Origin of the sequence: Dyella silvae (assembly GCF_026421305.1) — a bacterium.
Taxonomy (GTDB): domain Bacteria; phylum Pseudomonadota; class Gammaproteobacteria; order Xanthomonadales; family Rhodanobacteraceae; genus Dyella; species Dyella silvae.
The window spans coordinates 164,895-186,689 of record NZ_JAPJBQ010000007.1; the positions used below are offsets into that span (position 1 = coordinate 164,895).

Annotated in this window: 17 protein-coding genes; 14 read left to right on the forward strand and 3 right to left on the reverse strand. The window is 63.4% G+C overall.

Translation table 11 applies throughout. The annotated features are described in order from the left end of the window. The first annotated feature begins 64 nt into the window (after positions 1-64). The 7 genes from OQE56_RS16275 (at position 65) to OQE56_RS16305 (ending at position 10,694) form a co-directional block, all read left to right on the forward strand. Positions 65-1,567 (forward strand): hypothetical protein, encoded by a 1,503-nt coding sequence (locus tag OQE56_RS16275; RefSeq protein WP_267225698.1) that lies wholly within the window; start codon positions 65-67, stop codon positions 1,565-1,567. Between the two features lie 177 nt (positions 1,568-1,744). Next, a complete protein-coding gene (locus tag OQE56_RS16280) occupies positions 1,745-3,403 on the forward strand; it encodes an MFS transporter (protein ID WP_267225699.1) in 1,659 nt (552 codons plus the stop codon). A 98-nt stretch (positions 3,404-3,501) separates the two neighbouring features. Continuing rightward, positions 3,502-5,718 carry a hypothetical protein gene (locus OQE56_RS16285; protein WP_267225700.1) on the forward strand — a complete coding sequence of 739 codons (2,217 nt, stop codon included), beginning with the start codon at positions 3,502-3,504 and terminating at the stop codon, positions 5,716-5,718. A gap of 77 nt (positions 5,719-5,795) precedes the next feature. Continuing rightward, positions 5,796-6,887 carry a PA0069 family radical SAM protein gene (locus OQE56_RS16290; protein WP_267225701.1) on the forward strand — a complete coding sequence of 364 codons (1,092 nt, stop codon included), beginning with the start codon at positions 5,796-5,798 and terminating at the stop codon, positions 6,885-6,887. Between the two features lie 265 nt (positions 6,888-7,152). After that, positions 7,153-7,818 carry a hypothetical protein gene (locus OQE56_RS16295; protein ID WP_267225702.1) on the forward strand — a complete coding sequence of 222 codons (666 nt, stop codon included), beginning with the start codon at positions 7,153-7,155 and terminating at the stop codon, positions 7,816-7,818. A 3-nt stretch (positions 7,819-7,821) separates the two neighbouring features. Then, entirely contained in the window at positions 7,822-8,478 is a 657-nt protein-coding gene (locus OQE56_RS16300) for a helix-turn-helix transcriptional regulator (RefSeq protein WP_267225703.1), read from the forward strand. 212 nt (positions 8,479-8,690) lie between these two features. Further along, positions 8,691-10,694, forward strand: a complete 2,004-nt coding sequence (locus OQE56_RS16305; RefSeq protein ID WP_267225704.1) for a YadA-like family protein — start codon at positions 8,691-8,693, stop codon at positions 10,692-10,694. A 77-nt stretch (positions 10,695-10,771) separates the two neighbouring features. Here the strand turns inward: OQE56_RS16305 and OQE56_RS16310 are convergent, their stop codons facing one another. The 3 genes from OQE56_RS16310 to OQE56_RS16320 form a co-directional block, all read right to left on the reverse strand. Further along, entirely contained in the window at positions 10,772-12,802 is a 2,031-nt protein-coding gene (locus tag OQE56_RS16310) for an alpha/beta hydrolase family protein (RefSeq protein ID WP_267225705.1), read from the reverse strand. Positions 12,803-12,924: 122 nt separating this feature from the next. After that, positions 12,925-13,851, reverse strand: coding sequence for a patatin-like phospholipase family protein (locus OQE56_RS16315; protein WP_267225706.1), 927 nt, complete (start codon positions 13,849-13,851; stop codon positions 12,925-12,927). A 225-nt stretch (positions 13,852-14,076) separates the two neighbouring features. Next, positions 14,077-15,090: a class 1 fructose-bisphosphatase gene (locus OQE56_RS16320; protein WP_267225707.1), complete on the reverse strand. Its 1,014-nt coding sequence runs from the start codon at positions 15,088-15,090 to the stop codon at positions 14,077-14,079. Positions 15,091-15,311: 221 nt separating this feature from the next. On the opposite strand from OQE56_RS16320, the gene OQE56_RS16325 reads away from it, so the two are divergent. The 7 genes from OQE56_RS16325 (at position 15,312) to OQE56_RS16355 (ending at position 21,707) form a co-directional block, all read left to right on the forward strand. Next, positions 15,312-15,926, forward strand: a complete 615-nt coding sequence (locus tag OQE56_RS16325; protein WP_267225708.1) for a DJ-1/PfpI family protein — start codon at positions 15,312-15,314, stop codon at positions 15,924-15,926. A 10-nt stretch (positions 15,927-15,936) separates the two neighbouring features. Then, positions 15,937-16,134 (forward strand): hypothetical protein, encoded by a 198-nt coding sequence (locus tag OQE56_RS16330; RefSeq protein ID WP_267225709.1) that lies wholly within the window; start codon positions 15,937-15,939, stop codon positions 16,132-16,134. Continuing rightward, positions 16,131-16,535 carry a GFA family protein gene (locus OQE56_RS16335; RefSeq protein ID WP_267225710.1) on the forward strand — a complete coding sequence of 135 codons (405 nt, stop codon included), beginning with the start codon at positions 16,131-16,133 and terminating at the stop codon, positions 16,533-16,535. Before OQE56_RS16330 ends, OQE56_RS16335 begins: the two co-directional genes overlap by 4 nt. Before the next feature lie 16 nt (positions 16,536-16,551). Continuing rightward, positions 16,552-17,181, forward strand: a complete 630-nt coding sequence (locus OQE56_RS16340) for a glutathione S-transferase family protein (RefSeq protein ID WP_267225711.1) — start codon at positions 16,552-16,554, stop codon at positions 17,179-17,181. 226 nt (positions 17,182-17,407) lie between these two features. Next, a complete protein-coding gene (locus tag OQE56_RS16345; RefSeq protein ID WP_267225712.1) occupies positions 17,408-18,115 on the forward strand; it encodes a helix-turn-helix transcriptional regulator in 708 nt (235 codons plus the stop codon). 149 nt (positions 18,116-18,264) lie between these two features. Then, on the forward strand, positions 18,265-19,923 hold the full coding sequence (locus tag OQE56_RS16350) for a SulP family inorganic anion transporter (protein WP_267225713.1): 1,659 nt from the start codon (positions 18,265-18,267) through the stop codon (positions 19,921-19,923). Positions 19,924-19,937: 14 nt separating this feature from the next. After that, entirely contained in the window at positions 19,938-21,707 is a 1,770-nt protein-coding gene (locus OQE56_RS16355) for a DUF885 domain-containing protein (protein WP_267225714.1), read from the forward strand. The last annotated feature ends 88 nt before the right edge of the window (positions 21,708-21,795 follow it).

Sequence of the window (21,795 nt, forward strand, 5' to 3'; positions counted from 1 at the left end):
GGAATAGGCGGCTGCGTTGCAGCATGGACATGCTCGACCTGTCATCGACCTGGGGAGGCACGTTATGACAGCACCTACGACTGCACGACGCCCTGCCTTGCTGGCTCTCGGCATAGCCTGCGCGCTGAGCCTGCCACTTGGCGCCCACGCGCAAAGCACGACGAAAAGCAGCAAGAGCACCACACGCGAACAACAGCTTGAGAAGCGGGTGAACCAGCTGGAGTCGGAGCTGGCCGAACTGAAGGCCATGATCCAGGAGCAGAAGGCCGCTACCACTCAAGCCGCGCAGACTGCACAGCAGGCGCAGGTCACGGCCGTGCAGGCGCAGTCCACTGCTCAGGCGACATCGACCAAGGTGGAAGCAGCGCCCAAGCCGCAGTTCACCACGGCGCCGGGCCTTTCGGTGGCGTTCCATGGCTTCATCAGCGCCAGCGGCTTTGGTCAGGACAAGACCTTCATCAACTATGGCAATGGCCAGAACGCCATGGTGGTGGCACCGACCACGCCGGCCAACAAGGCGAATGGCTATGACGGTTCGCTCAGCGGCTTCGATGTACGCAATACACGCTTCTGGCTGGACGTTACGGGTGCGAAGTTCAACGAGGACTGGAGCGGCGGTGGCCGTATCGAGATGGACTTCTTCGGCGGCAACAACGGCACGGGCGCTTATGCGCAGCAGCAGCCCATCCCGCGCCTGCGTCAGGCCTACATGGACATTATCAATCCGAACAGCGGGAGCACCATCCGCATCGGACAGGAGTGGGATCTGATGTTCCCACTGGATAACACGCCGACTTCGTTGTCACACATCGCTTTCCCGCTCGGTTACGGTACCGGCTTCATCGGCTGGCGCTTCCCGGGCGTGATCTGGATGCAGGATCTCAACCACGGGTCGGACGGGATCAAGTGGCGCCTGGATATGGCCGTGATGGAGGGCAACTGGAGCGGCCCGCAGAACGAGGCAGGCAACGCCAACGTCAACTACCTCAATGCGGGTGCCGCCAACTTCCGGCCGCAAGTGGAAGCGCGTATCCGCGCACAGGGCAGCGACTGGCTGGCTTACTTCGCGGCGCATTATTCAGAGATCAAGGTCGCCGGCGTAGGCGACATCAATAAAAAGCCGCTGGAGAACACGCTCGACAGTGTGGGCTATGAGTTGGGCGGGCAGTGGAAGCCAGGCGCATGGACCCTCAAGGGCCTGATCTACGGCGGCAAGGCCCTGGGCGAGATCTTCGGCGCCATGTCGCAATTCGGCGACATCAACGAGTCGGGCGGCTTCGTGCAGGTGAGCTACAACTTCACCCCGAAGTGGAGTGTCAACGGCTTCTTCTCGGCATCGCGGCCGAACAACGACGACGTCGTGCGCTGGACCACCACCGGTCCGGCGGCGGGTACGGCACTGTTGCGCAACAACCTCTCGGCCCTCAGCGTGCAGTACGCCTCAGGCAACTACGAGCTGGGCGTGGAGTGGCTATACGACAAAGTGCGCTGGCAGCTGGGCTCGGAAGGCCAGCGCCAGTTCACTTCAGGCAACCAGGTCAGTGTCAGCGGCCTGTATCGATTCTGAGTATCCCGACGGCGGCGCAGGACGCGCCGCCGCCTGACCGGTCGGGGCAAGGCCGAAGGAATTGCCAGGCTCCGGCAACGCAGAGAACAGAAGGGCGGCGCGACCGCTCCAGCGGCGTGCACCCGATATTCCTGACTCATCGTCCCGACCGGACTGTTCACCATCGAGGGCTACATCATGGCTACGACCGCAGTCGACATGCGCGGATCGCTCAACACCGGCCACCGCCGCGTCATTCTGGCTTCCAGCCTGGGTACGGTATTTGAGTGGTACGACTTTTACCTTTATGGCTCGCTCGCTGCGCTGATCGGCAAACACTTCTTCAGCGGGCTCAACGAAACAAGTCAGTTCATCTTTGCCCTGCTGGCGTTTGCCGCAGGTTTCGCCGTGCGTCCGTTCGGCGCCATCGTGTTTGGCCGTCTGGGCGACATGATCGGACGCAAGTACACGTTCCTCATCACCATCGTCATCATGGGCCTGTCGACTTTCTTCGTCGGCGTGTTGCCCGGCTACGAAACCATCGGCGTCGCCGCGCCCGTCATCCTGATCGCCCTTCGACTGCTGCAAGGTCTCGCACTGGGCGGCGAGTATGGTGGCGCCGCCACGTATGTGGCCGAACATGCTCCGGATGGCAAGCGTGGCCTTTACACGAGCTTTATCCAGATCACCGCCACGTTCGGACTGTTCCTTTCGCTGCTGGTGATTCTTGGCACACGCCTGAGCGTCGGTGATGCCAAGTTCGACAGCTGGTGGTGGCGCTTCCCGTTCCTGGTGTCGTCGCTGCTGCTGGCGGTGTCGGTCTACATCCGCCTGCAACTCTCCGAGTCGCCGGTATTCCAGAAGATGAAAGCGGAGGGCAAGCACTCCAAGGCGCCGCTTACCGAGGCGTTTGGTCAGTGGAAGAATCTCAAACTGGTGATTCTCGCGCTGCTCGGTGCAACGGCCGGTCAGGCTGTGGTGTGGTACACGGGCCAGTTCTATGCGTTGTACTTCCTTACCCAGAGCCTGAAGATCGACGGCACTACCGCTAACCTGCTGATCGCTGCCGCGCTCGCCATTGCAACGCCGTTCTTCGTGCTGTTTGGATGGCTGTCTGATCGCATAGGGCGCAAGAGCATTGTGTTGACCGGATGCCTGCTGGCCGCACTGACCTATTTCCCCATCTTCAAAGGCATCACCCACTTCGGCAATCCCGCCATCGAAGCGGCGGCGGCGACAGCGCCTGTCAAAGTGGTCGCGGACCCCAACGCCTGCAGCTTCCAGTTCGATCCCGTGGGCAAGACCAAATTCACCAGTTCGTGCGACGTCGCCAAGAGCGCCCTGGCCAAGAAAGGCATTCCGTATACCAATGTCACCGCAGAGCGCGGCGCTGTTGCCCAAGTGAAAATCGGCGACCGTGACATTGCTTCGTTCGAAGGTGGCGCGCTGGACAGCAAGGGGTTTGCGGATCAGAGCAAAGCCTTCGGTACGGAACTCGGCGCAGCGCTCAAGGCCGCAGGCTATCCGGAGAAAGCCGATCCCGCGCAGCGCAACGATGTAATGCTGATCGTTCTGCTCAGCATCCTGGTGTTCTACGTCACCATGGTGTACGGACCGATTGCGGCATGGCTGGTGGAAATGTTCCCCACCCGCATCCGTTATACCTCGATGAGCCTCCCGTACCACATCGGCAACGGCTGGTTCGGTGGCTTCGTACCGACCATCGGCTTCATGCTGGTGGCCTGGAAGGGCGATATCTACTACGGCTTGTGGTATCCCATCATCGTGGCGATCGGAACGTTTTTCATCGGTCTGCTGTTCCTGCGCGAAACCAAGGATGTGGATATCCGCCAATGATCCTTGCTCGACGGCCATGACAAGAGCGCGGCGGGTAACCGTCGCGCTCTTTCGTTGTGGCGCTAAGATGCTCCCTTAAGACACGCAACGGGAGCGGCATGTCGAACGGCGTACCAGGAAGGCACAGGCGCAAACCCACCATCCGTCGCCGCTGGCGGCGCATGCTCGGGTGGACCGCGCTGCTGCTGGATCACCTGAAGCCGGTGCGCGTGACGCTGCTGGTGCTGGCAGCGGCCATCATCGCGGCCATTGCCGTGGATCAGGCCGCCGAACTGTTTGTGATTGCGCTGTGGACAGATCCCAGCGGAGCGCGTTACGTCGCCTTGCTGCTGACCAGCGCACTGGCCGGACTTGCGATGTGGCATGGCGCGCGCAACGCCTACCGCCTGCGCTACCCGCGCTGGCCCGCGCTGCAGGATCCGCGGGCGGCTGCGCTACGCGATTGGTTGCCTCGTATTCTCGGCGCATCCGTTCCGCTGTTGGTGTGTCTTGGCTACGTGCTGGCGCTGGTCAAGCTGCCGATGGGTCCTTGCGGGCCAAGCGATCAGTGCGTACAGCGAAACTGGCGCGCCTTCGGTCTGCTGGCCGAATCGCTCTTGCTCATCGTGTTCTTCATCACGCGGCGGTACATGTGGCGCGCGATGTCGCGATACATGCCAGCGATATCGTTACCCACACGCTTTCCTTCCGACGCCAGGCGCGTATGGCGCGTGCGCGAGCTGGGCCGGTGGCCGGTCGCGCTCTACATCGTGGCGGTGACACTCAACCTGCTTGCAACCGTACTCATTGGGCTTCGGCCGGAGGCATTGGATGGCATCGGTCCGCTCGCCATCCTGCTGATCTCCGCGGCGTTCCTCTGTTATAGCGGTGGCCTGCTATGCATGATCGGTGATCGCCGTGGGTTACCGCTGCTGACCATCATGCTGCTGGTCAGCGCCTCGCTGCATTGGTTGCACCTCAACGACAATCATCGGGTGCGGCAGTACCCGTCGATGAGCACACACGAGTATGCCGTCCTGCAACCGGCGGACAATCGTCCCGCTTTTGATGCCTATCTCGATGCATGGATGGCCGATCGGTGCGCGATGCGCGACCCTTGTCCGATAGTGTTGGTGTCAGCGGAAGGCGGTGGCATTCGAGGCGCGGCATGGACGGCGTTGGTACTGAGCCGGCTCACGGCGGCTGTCGAAGGCGGCGCCCAACAGGGTGATCGGCCGTTGCTGGCGCGCTATCTGTTTGCCGGAAGCGGTGTTTCGGGTGGAAGTCTCGGGCTAGCCACCTATGTGAGCATGCTGTCGCAACCCGCAGCGGCGGATCCATCCGGACTGGAAACGCGCGCGCAAGCCATGCTCAGCCATGACTTTCTTGCGCCCACGTTGGCCAATGCGTTTTTTGTCGACTTTACGCAGCGCTGGTTGCCTGGCGCATGGTTCAACGATCGCTCGCGTGCGCTGACTCGCGCGTGGGAGGCGGCTGCGCACAAACAAGGCATGGACGCCTTCGCACAACCTTTTGCCGCGCTCTATCAACACGCGGACGAGGCGCCGGCGGCGATGTTGCCGGCTCTGTTCCTCAACAGCACCACCGTCGCTGAGGGCAGGCGCTTCATCCAGCATCCCTTTCAACCCATCGCCACGCCACAACGACAACCCTGGACGGCGGGTTTCGACGGTTCGCTCTGGCTTGATCCACGCGTGCCACTGAGCGAAGTCGTACTCAACAGCGCACGCTTCACCTATGTGAGTCCTGCCGGAACACTGGAAGTGCACAGCGCCAATCCACCCGTGCCAGATCGTCTGCAGTTGGTCGATGGTGGTTACTTTGAAGACTCGGGCGCCACGACCCTGCTCGAAATCATGCGCCTCGTGCGAGCCAGAGCAGCGTCGCGCGGCCAGCGAGTCCGTTTCATCATTCTTCACATCAGCAACGATCCGCAGATGGTGGACTTTGTGGATCAGCATGATCCGCAACATCCCCTGCCGTTCTACTCCGTCATGTGTCCACAACAACCAGGTGCAGTGAAGGACGGGATCAGTGGCGAGGCGGTTGCGCCGCTCAACGCATTGCTGGGTACGCGAAGCGCGCGCGGCGAATACGCCCGAGTGCAATTGCTGCATGCGCTGAGGAGCGACACCACCGATCCCGCTAACGGCGACATGCTGTGGCACTTCCGGTTGTGTCCCGGCAACTACCCGATACCGATGGGCTGGACCATTTCCACGCCGGTCTTTGCAGAGCTGGACAGGCAACTGCAGCGCTACCCACTCAAAGCCATGGGCGCTACGCTGAAAACCCAACTGACGCCGGCAAAGTAACGCGCGATGCGCAGGGTGGGAGCGGGGACTCCTGAGGTGTCTTATCGACTGAGACATTCCGGGTGCACACTAAGCGCATGTCCGATATCCCATTGCCGCCACAGGCCCACAAGGGTCGTGGAGCCGCTTCCAATCCGCAAGGACGCTTCGAATCGATCCGTCATCACGCGGAGGATGATGGCTGGCAAAGCCTTTTGCTGGACGAGCAAGCACCACGGCCGCGGACCGAAGTGACCGAGGAACGTGCGCGCAGCGTCATCACCCGCAACGACTCGCCGGACATCCATTTCAACCAGGCGCTTAACCCCTATCGCGGTTGCGAGCACGGCTGCATTTACTGCTTTGCGCGTCCCTCGCACAGCTATCTCAATCTGTCGCCCGGGCTGGATTTCGAAACGAAATTGCGAGCCAAGAGCAATCTCGCCGAAGTGTTGCGCCATGAACTGGCGCGGCCTGGCTACACGGTGAGCCCGATCAACATCGGCAGCAACACCGATCCGTACCAGCCCATCGAGCGCCGATGGAAGCTCACGCGAGCCGCGCTGGAAGTGCTGGCCGAATGCCATCATCCATGCACCATCGTCACCAAGAACGCCATGGTGGAGCGCGATCTCGATATTCTCGCGCCCATGGCGCGGGAGGGGCTCGTGCAGGTCTTTTTCTCGGTGAACTCGCTGGACAATCAGCTCGCCGCAAAGCTCGAACCCCGTGCCAGTGCGCCACACCGCCGCATCAAAGCCATTCGCACTTTGGCCGAAGCCGGCGTTCCCGTCGGTGTGCTGGTGGCGCCGATCATTCCCGCGCTCAACGATCGGGATATGGAAGCGGTGCTCGCGCAGGCGGCCGACGCGGGAGCACGTTGCGCGGGCTATACCACCCTGCGGCTGCCGTACGAACTGAAAGCCTTGTTCCGCGAATGGCTGGCACTGCATGTACCGCAGCGCGCCGACCACGTGATGAGCCTGGTGCAACAGATGAACGGCGGCCGCGACTACGACAGCGACTTCACCACCCGCATGCGCGGGCAGGGTGTGTTTGCCGAACTCATCCGCCGTCGTTTCGATGTGGCATGCCGCAAGCACGGCTTTGGCCGGGCACGCGAACTCCGACTGGATACCACTAAGTTCACGCCACCGCGCAAACCGTCGCCGCAAGGCCAGTTGTTCTGACGCTTACCAGACGATTCGCACACCCAGGCGTTCGCCAACGCCGATCATGTGGCGGTAATCGATCGAGCCAAACCGACCTGCCCGGTCGCTGATCTGGCCGGACACGCCCGTCTACGGGGCGCATGGTTTGCATTTGAAGGTTCCCCGATGCCTGACCTCTTGAAAGGCATTGATGGGAGGCCTTTACACATAGATATATTGCGCGAAAATGGGACGCGCTCAGACTGTCCGGAGTCGCCTTTTGCGACCTTACCGGAGGTGTTCCATGAAGACGAAAACATGGTTGTTCAGGGTAGCGGGCGTGTGCTTCGCCGCGACGGGTCTGGTGTCAGTCGCTGCGATGGCGCACGACATGACGGCGATGGCCGCAGCGGCGCCCGACGCCGCATCCGTCGCAGCGCCCAAGCTGCATGCGGCGCTGCGTACGCTTTGGCTGGGTCACGTAACCCACACGCGCGAATACGCCATGGCGGTGCACGCGCACGATAGCGCCAAGGCCAAAGCAGCCGAAGACGCCGTGGTGGCCAATGCCAAGCAGATCGCCGATGCCGTGGGCGGGTTCTATGGCAAGGCGGCCGGCGAGCAGACACTGAAGTTGCTGGCGGCCCATTGGGGCGGCGTGAAGGCACTGACGGATGCCACGGCGGCCAACGACAGCGCGCGCGAGCAGAAGGCCATGGCGGATCTCAACGCCAACGTGACCGATATCGCCAAGTTCTTCTCCGGCGCCAATCCCTATCTGCCGGAGAATGCCGTGCAAGGTCTGTTCGCTACGCACGTGGCGCATCACGCCAGCCAGATCCAGCAGATCATGAAGGGCGACACCAAGGACGAGCAAGCCACCTGGACGGCCATGCAGGCGCATATGAATGCCATTGCCGACGCTCTGGCCGGCGGCATTGCCAAACAGTTCCCGGACAAGGCGAGCTGACCGATGTCGGCGCTCAGGCAACTCGGGACCACTCAGCAGCGCTTGCTTCGGCAGTTGCTGATGGGTAACGAGGGCGGCACGGTCGAGGGGTTGTGCGAACGCCTGCACATCAGCCATAACGCCGTGCGTCAGCACCTGAGCGCCCTGATCGCGCGCGGCTATATCGAGCGCGCGCAATCTCGTCCTAGCGGGGGCCGGCCGTTGGCGTGTTATCGCCTTACCGAAGAAGGGCGCGCTCTGTTTCCGCGCAACTACAGCCTGATAGCTACAGCGTTGTTGACGCAATTGCAGTCGCGTTTCGGTACCGAAGGCATGGAGCAGTTGTTGCGCGAGCTTGGTCATGGGCTGGGGTCCGGCGAGCTGCCGCCAGCACCCGATACTCCGAGCGAAGAAGTGGTAAAGCAGCTCGCGCAACAACTCGATGCCATGGGCTATGAGGCCGTTGCCGCGCGTCATGGCGAGGAATGGCAAGTCGAAGCATTCAATTGTGTATTCCATGCGCTGGCGCAGCAGCATCCGCAGGTGTGCAAGTTCGATCTTGCCTACATGGAAGCAGCCACCGGGCGGCGCATTCACCACATGGAATGCATGGTGCGTGGCGGGCAGTTATGCCGCTTTCGCGTGGGTGCGGTGTTGTCCCCGGAGGAGGAAAATTCATGACCGCCATCGCGGTATGACATCACCGGCGTGACGTCGCTCGCTTTTGAGAATCGTCTGAATACAAAAAGGATTGAGACAGTTCTTATGTTTTGAGCGTAGGGCAAATCCGATCATTTACCTCGTGCAGACGGACAGCACGAAGCGCAAACACCTTACACGCGCTTCCCGACCACTTCGGATGGTTCCCGTCAATGATCTCTCGAGGAATTGCCATGAACGCCGTGTATCGCATCGTGTGGAACACCACCCAGCGTACCTGGGTTGTCGCTTCTGAATTCGCCAAGGGCCATAAGAAGCAGTCCAAGCGCCGCAACATGGCGTTGGCCAGCCTCGCCGCGTCGGTCGCGTTTCTTGCCGGTGGCCTGCTGACGGCCAATGAAGCCCATGCAGAGGGTCCGGGCAATGCGACGGGTGCCTGCACCACGGCCAGCACCGAAGGCAGCGTTGCCGTTGGCGGCAATGACGCCAGCAAGTGCACCACGGCCAGCGGTGCTTCGTCGGTGGCGATGGGTGAACTCTCGCAGGCGGTCGGCGCTCACTCCGTGGCCATGGGTTATAACGCCGTTGCCGGTGATACGCAGGGCATCGCCATTGGCGATAACGCCCGCACCATGCAGGCCCCGTGGGGTCTTTCCGGCAACATCGCCATGGGCACCAATGCGCTCAATCACGGCAACAACGCTGTGGTCATCGGCACCAACGCCTCTTCCGGAACGGAATCGAACTGGAATAGCTGGGGTGGCTCCGTGACCATCGGTAGCGGTGCCCATACCGAGAACGGCGCGCAGATGGCCCTGGGCGGCAACTCCTACGCAACCACCACCGGTGCGATCGCCATGGGTTTCGGCGCGGAAGCATCGGGTTGGTTCTCTACTGCTATCCAGACCGGTGCGACGGCGAGCGGTGCCAACGCCGTGGCCATCGGCACCAGCGCAAAGGCAGCCGCCGACGCGGTCGCGATCGGTGGCAACAGCGATCCCAATGATCCGTGGACGACAGGTGCCAACGCGCAGGGCGCGCGTAGCGTGGCGCTGGGCGCTCGCGCAAATGCGACGGTGGACGACAGCGTCGCCATCGGCTCCGGCGCCGTCGCAAAGGCCGCGCAGGCCACCACCGGTGGCGAGATTGCCGGCAATCACTACGACTATGCGGGCGCTGCCCCGATGGGTACGGTGAGCGTGGGCGATGTTGGTGCCGAGCGCACCATCACCAACGTAGCGGCAGGCCGCGTAAACGCTGGCAGCACCGACGCCGTCAATGGCTCGCAGTTGCATGCAACGAACCTGGCGGTGGAAAACCTCGACAAGGCCAGCGCCAAGTACGACGTAAATGCCGACGGTTCGATCAACTACAACAGCATGACGTTGGCTGGTGCCACGTACGATTCGGCAAGCAAGTCGGGTGGCACCCGCATCAAGAACGTGGCACGCGGCATTGACGATGGCGACGCCGTCAATGTGCAGCAGCTGAAGGACGTGGGCCTCATCGACAGCAGCGGTAACAGCATGGATGCCGTGGTGTACGACCCGGGTTCAAACCGTGCCTCCGTTACTTTGGGCGGCGTCAACGCCTCCGCCCCGGTGGTCCTGCGTAACGTGGCAGCCGGTGTGGCGGAAACGGACGCAGTCAACGTGTCTCAGCTCAACCAGCTCAAGGGTCAGGTCAACAACATCGACGCGCGTGTCACCACCATGGAGAACGGTGCTGGCGGTACAGCGCAGGCCCCGCGCCCGGAGAGTGCCGCCGCGATCGAACAAACGCCCGTTACCCCGGCCAACACGGCGAGCACGGCGCAGTTGCAGGGTGTGACCAGCGCTCTGGGTGGCGGCAGCACCATCGATGCCTCGGGCAATGTGACCGCGCCCAACTACAACGTCGCAGGTAGTTCGTACAACAACGTCGGCGATGCATTGCATGGCCTGGACACCAAGCTGGACGACAACTTCAACAAGCTCAACAGTTCGATCAGCAAGGTGAATCGTCAGGCCAACCGTGGTATTGCCGCCGCTTCGGCTGTGCAGTCTGTAACGCCGTATATTCCGGGCAAGGTGGCCATCAACGCAGGTGTGGCCGGCTACCGTGGCGAAGCTGCACTGGGTGTAGGCATCTCGCGCTGGAACAACAGTGGCAAGGTGAATTTCAACGCGGGTGTATCGACGGCGCGTGGCGATGTCCCGGTGTTCCGCGTCGGCGTGGGCATGGTGCTGGGCGAATAAGCCTTACACGGGGTGGATCAACGAAGAGGCCGGCGATGTTTCCATCGCCGGCCTCTTCGTTGCTGTATCGGTGAAACTCATTTCGACGCTGGCAGATACTTCTCAAACCACATCAGTGCGCGTTGCAACACATCGCGCTGGTGATCGGGGTCGACGAAATGGTGCCCCTCATTCGGATACACCACCAGCGAGGTGGGCACGCCTTGCGCGCGTAGCGCATGCCAATATTCGAACGATTGCGGCGCCGGACATTCTGCGTCGCGGTCGCCCACCACCACCAGCGTCGGCGCCTTCACCTGTTTGATGAAGTTGATAGGCGAACTCTTCGCGTACACGGCCGGGTCGTCGTATACCGAGGCACCAAAGAACGGCACCATCCACTGATCGATCAGGTTCTGACCGTAGTAGCTCTGCCAGTTGGCAATGCCGGCGCCCGCCACCACGGCGCGGAAGCGCTGCGTCTGCGTGGGGATGAACATGCTCATGAAGCCACCGTAGCTCCAGCCGGTGAGGCCGAGGCGCTTGTCGTCGACCGGCAGCTTCTTCTCGATGGTGTCGATGCCAGCAAGGATGTCGCGCAGATCGCCATGGCCAAAGTCTTTGCGATTGGCCTGCACGTAAGCCTCACCCTGACCAAAGCTGCCACGCGGGTTGGGCATAAATACGAAATAGCCAAGCGCGGAGAACGGCACGCCGCCGAAACCAACGCTGGGCCAGCGCGGCAGCACCGCTGCCGATGGACCACCATGCACGGTGACGATCATCGGGTACGACTTCTTCGCGTCGTAGTTGGCCGGGTACAGCAACCAGCCCTGCACGTGACGGCCTTCGTTGTCCCACTCCACCGACTCGGCCTTGCCCCAGCCCGGCTTGAACGCGGCGTTGATGGTGGTGACAGCAGCCGGCGGGGTGTCACCCAGCGCACCGGCATACACCTCGGGTGCGGATGCATAGGAACTCTGCTCGAAAGCCACCTTGCGATGATCGGCGGAGAGCGACAACCCCATCCAGGCACTGCCATCACCGATGGTGGCGGGCAGGGTAAACAGCGTATGCGTCGCCACCGCCTTGTCGGCAGCGACGGCATAGGTCGCCACCTGACTCTGGCCGTTGCTGATTTGCGAGACCAGCCATTGCTGATCATCGAGCCACGTGAACCAGCTGGGAGTCACACGGATATCGGGCGTGAAGTTGACGGGATCGCCACCGCTACTCGACACCGCATAGATGTCACCACCGGTGGAACCCTGGTCACTCATCAGGCCACCGATGAACGCGATGCGCTTGCCGTCCGGTGACCAGCGCGGCAATGCGATCTGCAGACCGTGCAACGAACCTTTGACGGTGGAGGGATCGAGCACCACGGAAGCCTTCGCATCCGCCTGCGCGTTCTGCACGTAGAGCTTGGCCACCCACCAGTTGTTGTCGCCCGGCGGTAGGGCACCGATGTAGGCGATGCGCCGGCCATCCGGCGACCACGCGAATTCGTAGGCGTAGGTGTCGGCGGCGGTGAGCAGATGCACGGCGCCACCGGCGGCATCGACCGCCGCCACACGCTGCACTTCCAGGTCGTCCACGCCGATCTCACCGGCTGCCGGCCTGGCGGCATACACCGCGCTGGCCCGCCGCGTGCCGTTGGGCACGTAGAGGAAGCCCACGGATTTGCCGTCCGGCGACCAGCTCAGGTCCTGCGCCATGCCGGGCAGGGAGGCCATATGCCGGGGTGATTCCCGGGTGGAAGCGTCGACCACCAGCAGGTCTTTCTGCTTGCCGCCGGCGCCGCAGCTGGAGAGAAAGGCGAGATGGTGCGAGTCCGGTGCCCAGGCGATCTCGCTCTCGTTGCAGTCACCGTTTTTGACGGCGCTGACGCGATGCGCGTCACTGCCATCCGCTTTCGCCACTTCCACGGCATCCTTGCCGTTGGTGCGCACCACCCACGCAAGCTGGTTGCCGTCCGGCGAGAGCTGTACCGCACTGATCTGGCGCACCTTGCCCAGCTCAGTGAGCAGTTGCTCGATGCGCGGATCGACGGTGGTGGGCTTGGCCTGCACGGCCGGAACAATGGCTGCAGCCATCAACAGTGGCAGCAGACGGGTGGGGTGTCGCATGGCGGAGCCCGTATGGCGTGGAAAGCCGCCAGCTTACAGGCGCAGGAGCTCTCTGTAAGAGCGCACTGGCAGGAAGCCCTCGTCGCGCACCCGTGCGCTCCTACAGAGAATCGGCGACGGTTTCAGTGCGCGGCGACGGCCTGCTGCTGACGCGCCGCCTGTACCGCCGCGAGCTTCGCCTTGATCGCCGGTATCGCCGCCAGCGCAGCACGTTCGCCTTCCAGAATGGCCTGGTTCTTCTGTTCGAAATCGGTCGAACCAATCTGACTGACCTTGGGGCGTATCACGATGTCCGCGCGCGCCAGCTCCTGCGCACCGAGCTTCTGGCCCATGATGGCAATGGACTGGCCGACAATATTCAGCATGCCCTGCGGGTTGGTGCCGCTGGCTTTGCTCGAGATATCCACCGCGATCACCACATCCGCACCGAGTTGGCGCGCCGCGTCGACCGGCACCGGGCTGACCACGCCGCCATCCACGTAGTGCTTGCCGTTGATATCCACTGGCTCGAACACGCCGGGCACGCTGCTGGATGCACGCACCGCCTGGCCCGTATTGCCGCGAACGAACACTGTGCGTTCGCCGGTCTCCAGTTGCGTGGCGACCGCAGCGAACGGCACGTTGAGCTTGTCCAGCGGGCGGTTCTTCACCATCTGGTTTACGTAATCCTGCAGCTTCTGGCCCTGCACCACGCCGCCGGAAAACAGCCGCACATCGCGGATCTGACTCTGGTCCATGGCGGAGGCCGTTTCCTGTAGCTGGAATGCATCCATGCCGCTGGCATACAGCGCACCGACCACACTGCCGGCGCTGGTGCCGGACACCACATCCGGATGGATGCCGTTGGCTTCCAGCATCTTGATCACGCCGATATGCGCGAAGCCCTTGGCCGCGCCGCCGCCGAGCGCCAGACCGATGCGCAGCTTCACCGGTGCCGGTGGCACCACGGCAACGGGCGGTGGCGTGGGCTTGGTGCTGCCGAAGCAGGCGCACAGCACCAGGCTGGCGAGCAGGGGCAGGAGCGGGCGGTAACGGCGGGTGGACGTCATGTCGGTGGGCGCGGTCGGCTGGGTGATGGGAGGCCGGTCCACTGATCCGTCAGCGGGCCGGCGATTGGCGGCCGAGTGTACGACCGCCGAAGGGCGCCGCGATGGCGGGATGCGGCGCCCGTTGGGCGCCGGTCAGCTGGCGATGCGCCACTACGCTCGTCATCCCGGCGCAGGCCGGGACGACGGTGAGGGGAGCTGGCGTCGAGGCTAGCCCCCTCCCGCGAATCACACCGCCGCGTCAGCCTCGACGTGGTAATGCGTCGCCACTTCCACTTCCTTCTTCGAGCCAAGGAACACCGGCACGCGCTGGTGCAGGCCAGTGGGCTGGAGATCCATGATGCGCTGGCGGCCGGTGGTGGCAGCGCCGCCGGCTTGCTCGATGATCATGGCCATCGGATTGGCCTCGTACATCAGGCGCAGCTTGCCGCCCTTGGACTTGATCTTGGCGTCCAGCGGATAGAAGAACACGCCGCCGCGCGTGATGATGCGATGCACGTCGGCCACCATCGAGGCGACCCAGCGCATATTGAAATCACGACCGCGCGGACCGTCCTTGCCGGCCAGCAGCTCGCCGATATAGCGCTGCATCGGCGCTTCCCAGTGGCGCTGGTTGGACATGTTGATGGCGAACTCGCCGGTTTCTTCCGGAATGCGGATGTCGCGGCGGCTCAGGATGAAGCTGCCCACTTCGCGATCCAGCGTGAACTCGTGCGTGCCATGGCCAAAGGTCAGCACCAGCACGGTGGCCGGGCCATAAACCACGTAGCCGGCGGCGAGCTGCGTCGTACCCGGCTGCAGGAAGTGCTCAGCCTTCGGTTCGGTGATGCCATCGGGGCAACGCAGCACCGAGAAGATGGTGCCGACGGAAATGTTCACGTCGATGTTGGAGCTGCCATCGAGCGGATCGAACAACAGCAGATGGTTGCCCTTCGGGTACATATCGGGGATCGGCTGCGGATCTTCCATTTCCTCCGACGCGCAGGCGGCGAGCTGGCCGCCCCAGGCGTTGGCTTCGAGCAGGATCTCGTTGGAGATCACGTCCAGCTTCTTTTGTGCCTCGCCCTGGATGTTGCCGGTGCCGGCTTCGCCGAGCACGCCGCCGAGGGCGCCCTTGTTGGTGGCCACCGCGATGCGCTTGCACGCACGCGCAACCACCTCGATCAGCAGGGAAAGCTCGGCGTTGATGCGGCCGGCGCGGCGTTCCTCGATGAGGAACTGGATGAGTGAGATGGACTTCATGACAAACCCGAAGGCAAAGGAGCGCCTATTGTCCCGGGAGACCCGGCCACTTGTCAGCTCAAAGTGTGACCAGTGGGTTCATCTTCCCGTTCTGAAACCGTTTTCTGGCAAACCACCTGCCGCGCTCCCGCAGGGGCTGACGGGGCGCTTGGTCACCCCTGCTGACAACACGTTGGCAGCAGGGGGTACCCAGACTGTGCACCTCATAAGGAGGGAGTCTCATGCGCGACACGGTGTATTTCCTGGCATTCGACGGCTTTGCGGATTGGCACGCGGCGCAGGCCCTGTGCGAGATCCGCCGCCCGGGCGAATGGCGGCTGCAGACAGTAGGGTTCTCCATGCAGCCGGTGCTGTCGATGGGCGGGCTGCGGGTGGTGCCCGAGCTGACCCTCGATCAGCTGGACCTCAAGCGGGCGGCGTTGCTGATCATCCCCGGCGGTTACCTGTGGGAACGCGGGCAGGGTGAGGAAGCGGTGGCGGCTGCACGCCGCGTGCACGCCGCAGGCGCCCCGGTGGCGGGCATCGATAGCGGCGTGCTGGTGCTGGCCCGGGCCGGCCTGCTGGATGCCTGCCGTCATACCGGCAGCTGGCCCGGCCACATCGGCGCTCACGTGCCGACCTACGCAGGCGCCGAACAGTACGACGCTCACGTGCTTGCCGTGAGCGACGGCGGCGTGATCACCGCCAGCCAGCTGGGCAGCGTGGAATTTGCCCGTGAGGTGATCCGCACGCTCGATCTCTACAGCCCCAGTGATCGCGAACACTGGTTCCGCTTGTTCAAACACGCCATGCCGCCGCCGTGGCTGGCCAGCGAACCTGCCGCCGTGGCGGCGTGAGGAGGGTGCAATGGCATTTCCGATTGGAAAGATCCTGATGGCCTACCGGCCGATGTACCTGCGTGGCCTGATGATGGATGGCCACTACCGGCTTCCGGCCAGCACGCCAGCGCCGGTGCAGGGAAAGACCATCAAAGCGAACCGCAAGGTCGTAGCCGAGCGCAATCCGGCCACCTCATCCAAAACCCCGCAAGGAGCTAGCGCATGACCCGCATTTACCAAGGCAGCTGCCATTGCGGCGCCGTTCGTTTTGAAGCCGAACTGGATCTCGCCGGCGGCACCGGTCGCTGCAACTGTTCGATCTGCCGCAAGCTCCGCTTCTGGGGCGCGATGACCAACCCGAAGACGTTTCGATTGATCAGCGGCGAAGACGCGCTGGCCGACTATCAGTTCGGCACCAACAGTGCACACAATCTTTTCTGTCGCCATTGCGGCGTGCATGCGTTCCACCGCGGCTACGTCGAACAGATCGGCGGCGAGTATGTCTCCATCAACATTGCCTGCCTGGACGATGCAAGCGATGAGGAATGGGCGTCCGCGCCAGTGCGTTTTGCCGACGGCCGCGACAACAACTGGCGCCAGACGCCTGCCGTGACCAGCCATCTTTAACGACGAGGTTGCCGCCATGAGTGCCGAACGCGTCACCTTCTATCACGCTCCCAACAGCCGCTCCGGTGGTACGCGCGCCCTGCTCGAAGAGCTGGGCGTGGAGTACGACATGCATGTGCTCAACTTCAAGAAAAACGAGCAGCGCCAGTCGGCCTATACGGCGGTGAATCCCATGGGCAAGGTGCCGGCCATCTGGCATCGCGGCGAGCTGGTGACCGAGCAGCCGGCGGTGTTTCTCTACCTCGCCGATCTTTATGCGGAGAAAGGGTTGGCGCCCGCTCTCGACGATCCGTTGCGTGGTGCGTATCTGCGCTGGATGGTGTTCTACGGTTCGTGCTTCGAGCCGGCGATGGTCGATCGCGGCATGAAGCGCGAAGCGGTGCCACCGTCGACCTCTCCCTATGGCGATTGGGACACCATGTTCAACACGCTGGTGGCTCAGCTCGAACGCGGGCCGTACATGCTGGGCGAGCGCTTCAGTGCGCTGGATGTGCTGTGGGGCAATGCGCTGCACTGGATGACGATGTTCAAGCTGGCGCCGGAGTTGCCGGTGATTCGTGCCTATGTTGATCGCGTCATGTCACGGCCGGCACAGCAGCGTGCGGCGGCGTTGGATGCAGAGTTGGCCGCGTTGCAGGTGGCGTGATGAAGGTAGTCGTGGCCTCAGTCTTCAATCCCGTCATCCCAGCGAAAGCTGGGATCCAGTGCCTTTCAGCGCTTCAGCAAGGTCACGAAGTCGCTGGATCCCAGCTTTCGCTGGGATGACGGTCGAAAGGTCAGTCCATCATGAGGTTGTCCCCGATCTTCATGACGCAGCCCATTCGTGACCACCGGCGCTGGTCGAGCCCCCGCGAGTCGGCCATGATTGCCCGATGCGTCGCGCCGACCGGCTCTTCCTCATCATTCACGCCCTGCGCGGGCGTCGTACCGCGCTGCAGGCGCGCCAGCTCGCGGGCACGCTCGGGGTCTCGTTACGCACGGTCTACCGTGATGTGGCCGACCTGCAGCTTTCCGGCGTGCCCATCGAAGGCGAGGCCGGCGTCGGCTATCTGCTGCGCAAGGGCTCGGATATCCCGCCGCTGATGTTCACCGCCGACGAACTCGAATCGCTGGTGGTCGGCACACGCTTCGTGCGCGCATTCGCTGGCCAGAAGCTGGCGGAAAGTGCGCAGGCGGCGTTGCTGAAGATCGAGGCCGTGCTGCCACCTGAGTTGCGTGAACGCGCCACCCGCACGCGCATCTACGCGCCGATCTGGCGCGATCAGAACAAGACGGAGTTCGCCGCGTTGATCGATCGGCTCAACGCCGCCATCACCGACAACCAGGTGCTGCGGCTGGACTACAGCGACGAAGCCGGCCGCACGAGCTCGCGCGAGGTTGAGCCGCTGTGCCTGGCGTTCTGGGGCGGCAAGTGGACGCTTGGCACGTGGTGCCGGTTGCGCGTGGGGTTTCGCAATTTCCGTCCGGACCGCATCGCCGGTTGCACGGTGACGGGCGAGCGCTTCAGTGATGCGGAAGGGCGCAATCTGGATGCCTACCTGCAGGCCATGCAGGGGTATTACGAGGGCATGGAGAGCTGAGCTTTTCGCTCCCTCTCCCCTGCGGGGAGAGGGCTGGGGTGAGGGGCCAATCTAGCGACAAGGCATCCAAGGGCGGCTGTTCTCCCTGAGAGAAGAAGCCAACGCCCCAGATCAGCTACCCTCGACTCGCCCTCGTGCCGGAGCGATCCATGTCCTCCCCAGAGACCCCCTCGCTATCCACCTGGCGCCCCGACCTCATCGCGGGGCTTTCCATCGCCGGCCTGCTATTACCGGAGGCGGTGGCTTATTCCAGCATTGCCGGTCTACCGCCGCAGGCGGGCGTGATGGCCCTGTTCGTCGGTCTGGCGACGTATGGATTGTTGGGACAGAGCCGTTTCGCGATTGTCTCGGCGACGTCTTCGTCCGCCGCGGTGCTGGCGGCGGGCACCCTTGCGCTGGCGGGGGGCGACAGCGTTTCCCGCGCTGCGGTGGGGGCCATGCTGGTGCTGCTGGCGGGCGTGTGCTTTCTGATCGCCGGGGCAGCGCGTCTGGGCGGCCTGTCACAACTGATCGCCCGCCCGGTGCTGCGCGGCTTCACCTTTGGTCTCGCGTGCGTCATCACGTTGAAGCAGCTGCCGCACCTGCTCGGTGTGGGCGGCATGCATGGTGATTTCGTGCCCGCACTGGTGGGCCAGCTGATCGAAGCGATTCCTCGGGTGAACCCCGCTGCGCTGCTGGCCGGTGCGGTGGCGCTCTTGCTGCTGTTCGCCTGCGAGCGGGTCCGCCGTTTGCCCGGCAGTCTGCTGGCGATTGTGCTGGGTGTCGCCGCGTCTGGCTGGTTGGCTGCGCATGGGGTGGAGCTGACCGGTGAGATCCGCCTGACCGCCGCGCTGGAATGGCCGGCCTGGCCGCAAAGCGGGCAATGGCTGCCCAGCGTGGAACTGGCGGCAGCGTTGTTGCTGATCCTGTACGCGGAGTCGTACAGCTCCATCCGTGGCTTTGCGCTGAAACACGGCGATCAGGTCAATCCGAATCGCGATCTGCTGGTGCTCGGCGTGGCCAATGTGATCTCGGGCGTGATGCATGGCATGCCGGTGGGTGCGGGCTATTCGGGCACGTCGGCCAACGAAGCGGCGGGCGCGCAGTCGCGTCTGGCGGGGCTGATCGGTGCGGCCAGCGTGCTGGTGCTGGTGCTGCTGGCGCTGCGCTGGATCGAGCGCATCCCGCAGCCGGTGCTGGCGGCCATCGTGATCCATGCGGTGAGCAAGTCGCTGCGCCTGTCGACCTTCGCGCCGTACCTGCGTTGGCATCGCGATCGCCTGGTGGCGCTGGCGGCCGTGCTTGCGGTGCTGTCGCTGGGCATCCTTAACGGTCTGCTGGTGGCCATTGCCTTTAGCCTGGTGATGCTGCTGCGGCAATTGGCGACGCCGCGACTGGCGGTACTGGGTCGTCTCGGTGACGGCCACGATTTTGTCGACACGGTGCAGCATCCCGATGCCAAGCCGGTGCCGGGCATGCTGATCGTGCGGCCCGAGGAGCCGCTGTTCTTCGCCAATGCGGAGGCGGTGCTGGCGCAGGCGCGGCTCCGGGTCGAGGCAACCCAGGAGCTGCGCCGGGTGGTCCTCAGCCTGGAGGAATCGCCCGACCTCGACGGCACGGCGCTTGAGGCCATCGGCGATTTCGCCGCCTGGCTGGAGGCTCGTGGCATCGAGCTGCGCGTGGCACGATTGAAGGACGCAGCGTGCGATGCCCTGACACGCATGGCACTCCCCCAGCTTCCGCCACAGGCGCTGCAAGACTGGAGCGTGGACGATGCCGTGTTGGCACCGCCCGCTATACCCGCCTATTCCAAGGGAAACACGAAGTGATCAAAGCGCACCGCATGACCTGGCTGGCCCTGACCGCCCTTGCACTGACCGCACCGGCGCTGGCCGCGCAGAACGCGGACGCCCGCTTCAAGCAGATCTATGAGCAGGAATGGGCATGGCGCAACGGCCAGTCCGGTATTGCGACCTCCGGCGAGGCGCAACCCAATGGTGCGCGACTGGACAATGTGGACGCCGCCAGTCAGCAAAAGCGGCTGGATTACTGGCAAAAAGTGCTGACCGACCTCGACGGCATCGACGTCAAGCAGCTATCGCCTGAAGAACAGATCAACTACGCCGTGTACCGCGCGCAGATCCAGAATTTTTTGGCTGCGCAGCAGTTCAAGCAGTGGCAGATGCCGTTCAACAGCGACTCGGCGTTCTGGAGCGATCTGAACTACGTGCTGGAAGCCGACAACCTGCGCACGGCGCAGGACTATCGCCGCTACCTCGATCGCCTGGGTGAAGTGCCGGCGTATTTTCAGCAGCAAACCGACAACATGCGCGATGGCCTTGCACGCGGCTTCACCGTGCCGCGCGACGTGCTCAAAGGGCGCGATGTGTCGATCGCCTCCGTGGCCGAGCTGAGAGATCCCACGCAAAGCAGCTTCTACAAACCGTTCGAAAAGATGCCCTCATCGATCGCACCGGCCGACCAGGCGAAGATGCGCGACGAAGCGAGGCAGGTCATCGCTGACAAGGTGATCCCCGCTTACGGCAGTCTGCTCACCTTCTTCCGCAACGAGTACGTGCCCAAGGCGCGCGCCACGCTCGCGGCCGAAGCCATGCCGGATGGCAAGGCGTGGTATCGCCAGCAGATCATCGAGTACACCACGCTGGACCTCAGCCCCGATCAGATCCACCAGGTGGGTGTGGATCAGGTGGCAAAGATCCATGCCGAGATGGTCAAGACCATGCAGGAGACGGGCTTCAAGGGAAGCTTTGCGGACTTCCTGCATTTCCTGCGCACCGACCCGCAGTTCTACGCCAAGACGCCGGACGAACTGCTGATGCGCACCTCGTGGGTCGCCAAGCAGGTGGACGCGCAACTCGGCAAGGAATTCGGCCGTCTGCCGCGCCAGCGTTTCGCCATCGTGCCGGTGCCGGCCGATATCGCGCCGTATTACACCTCCGGCCGCGGCGGCGCGGGCACCTATCTGGTGAACACTTACGATCTGCCGTCGCGCCCGCTCTACAACATGCCTGCGCTGACCTTGCATGAATCCGCACCCGGCCATTCGTTGCAGCTCGCGCTGGCCGCCGAGCAGCATGGCCAGCCAGCGTTCCGCCGCGAGGGTTACATCTCCGCGTTCGGCGAGGGCTGGGGCCTGTACTCCGAGTATCTCGGCAAGGAAATGGGCATCTACAAAACGCCCTACGAGCGTTTCGGTTATCTCACCTATCAGATGTGGCGTGCCTGCCGCCTGGTGGTGGATACCGGCATTCATCATCTTGGCTGGACGCGACAGCAGGCGATCGACTTCATGACCCAGAACACCGCGTTGTCCGATCGCGAGATCGCCAACGAAGTGGATCGCTACATCAGCTGGCCGGGTCAGGCGCTGTCGTACGAGCTGGGTTATCTGAAGATGCTGGAGCTGCGCCAAAAGGCCGAGCAGGCCCTGGGGCCGAAGTTCGACATCCGCCACTTCCACGACACCGTGCTGCAGATCGGTTCGGTGCCGCTGCCGGTGTTGGAAAAGCGCATCGAGCGCTTCATTGCCGAAGGCGGTCCGGAGCCGGAATTCGGTTGCGATTGCGGGAAGGATAAGGACGGGAAGAAGTAAACGCGCCCTAGCGGCCACTCGCACGCGGTTCCACACGACGTCATTCCCGCCTCCGCGGGGATGACGTTTTGTTTCCCGACGTCGTGAG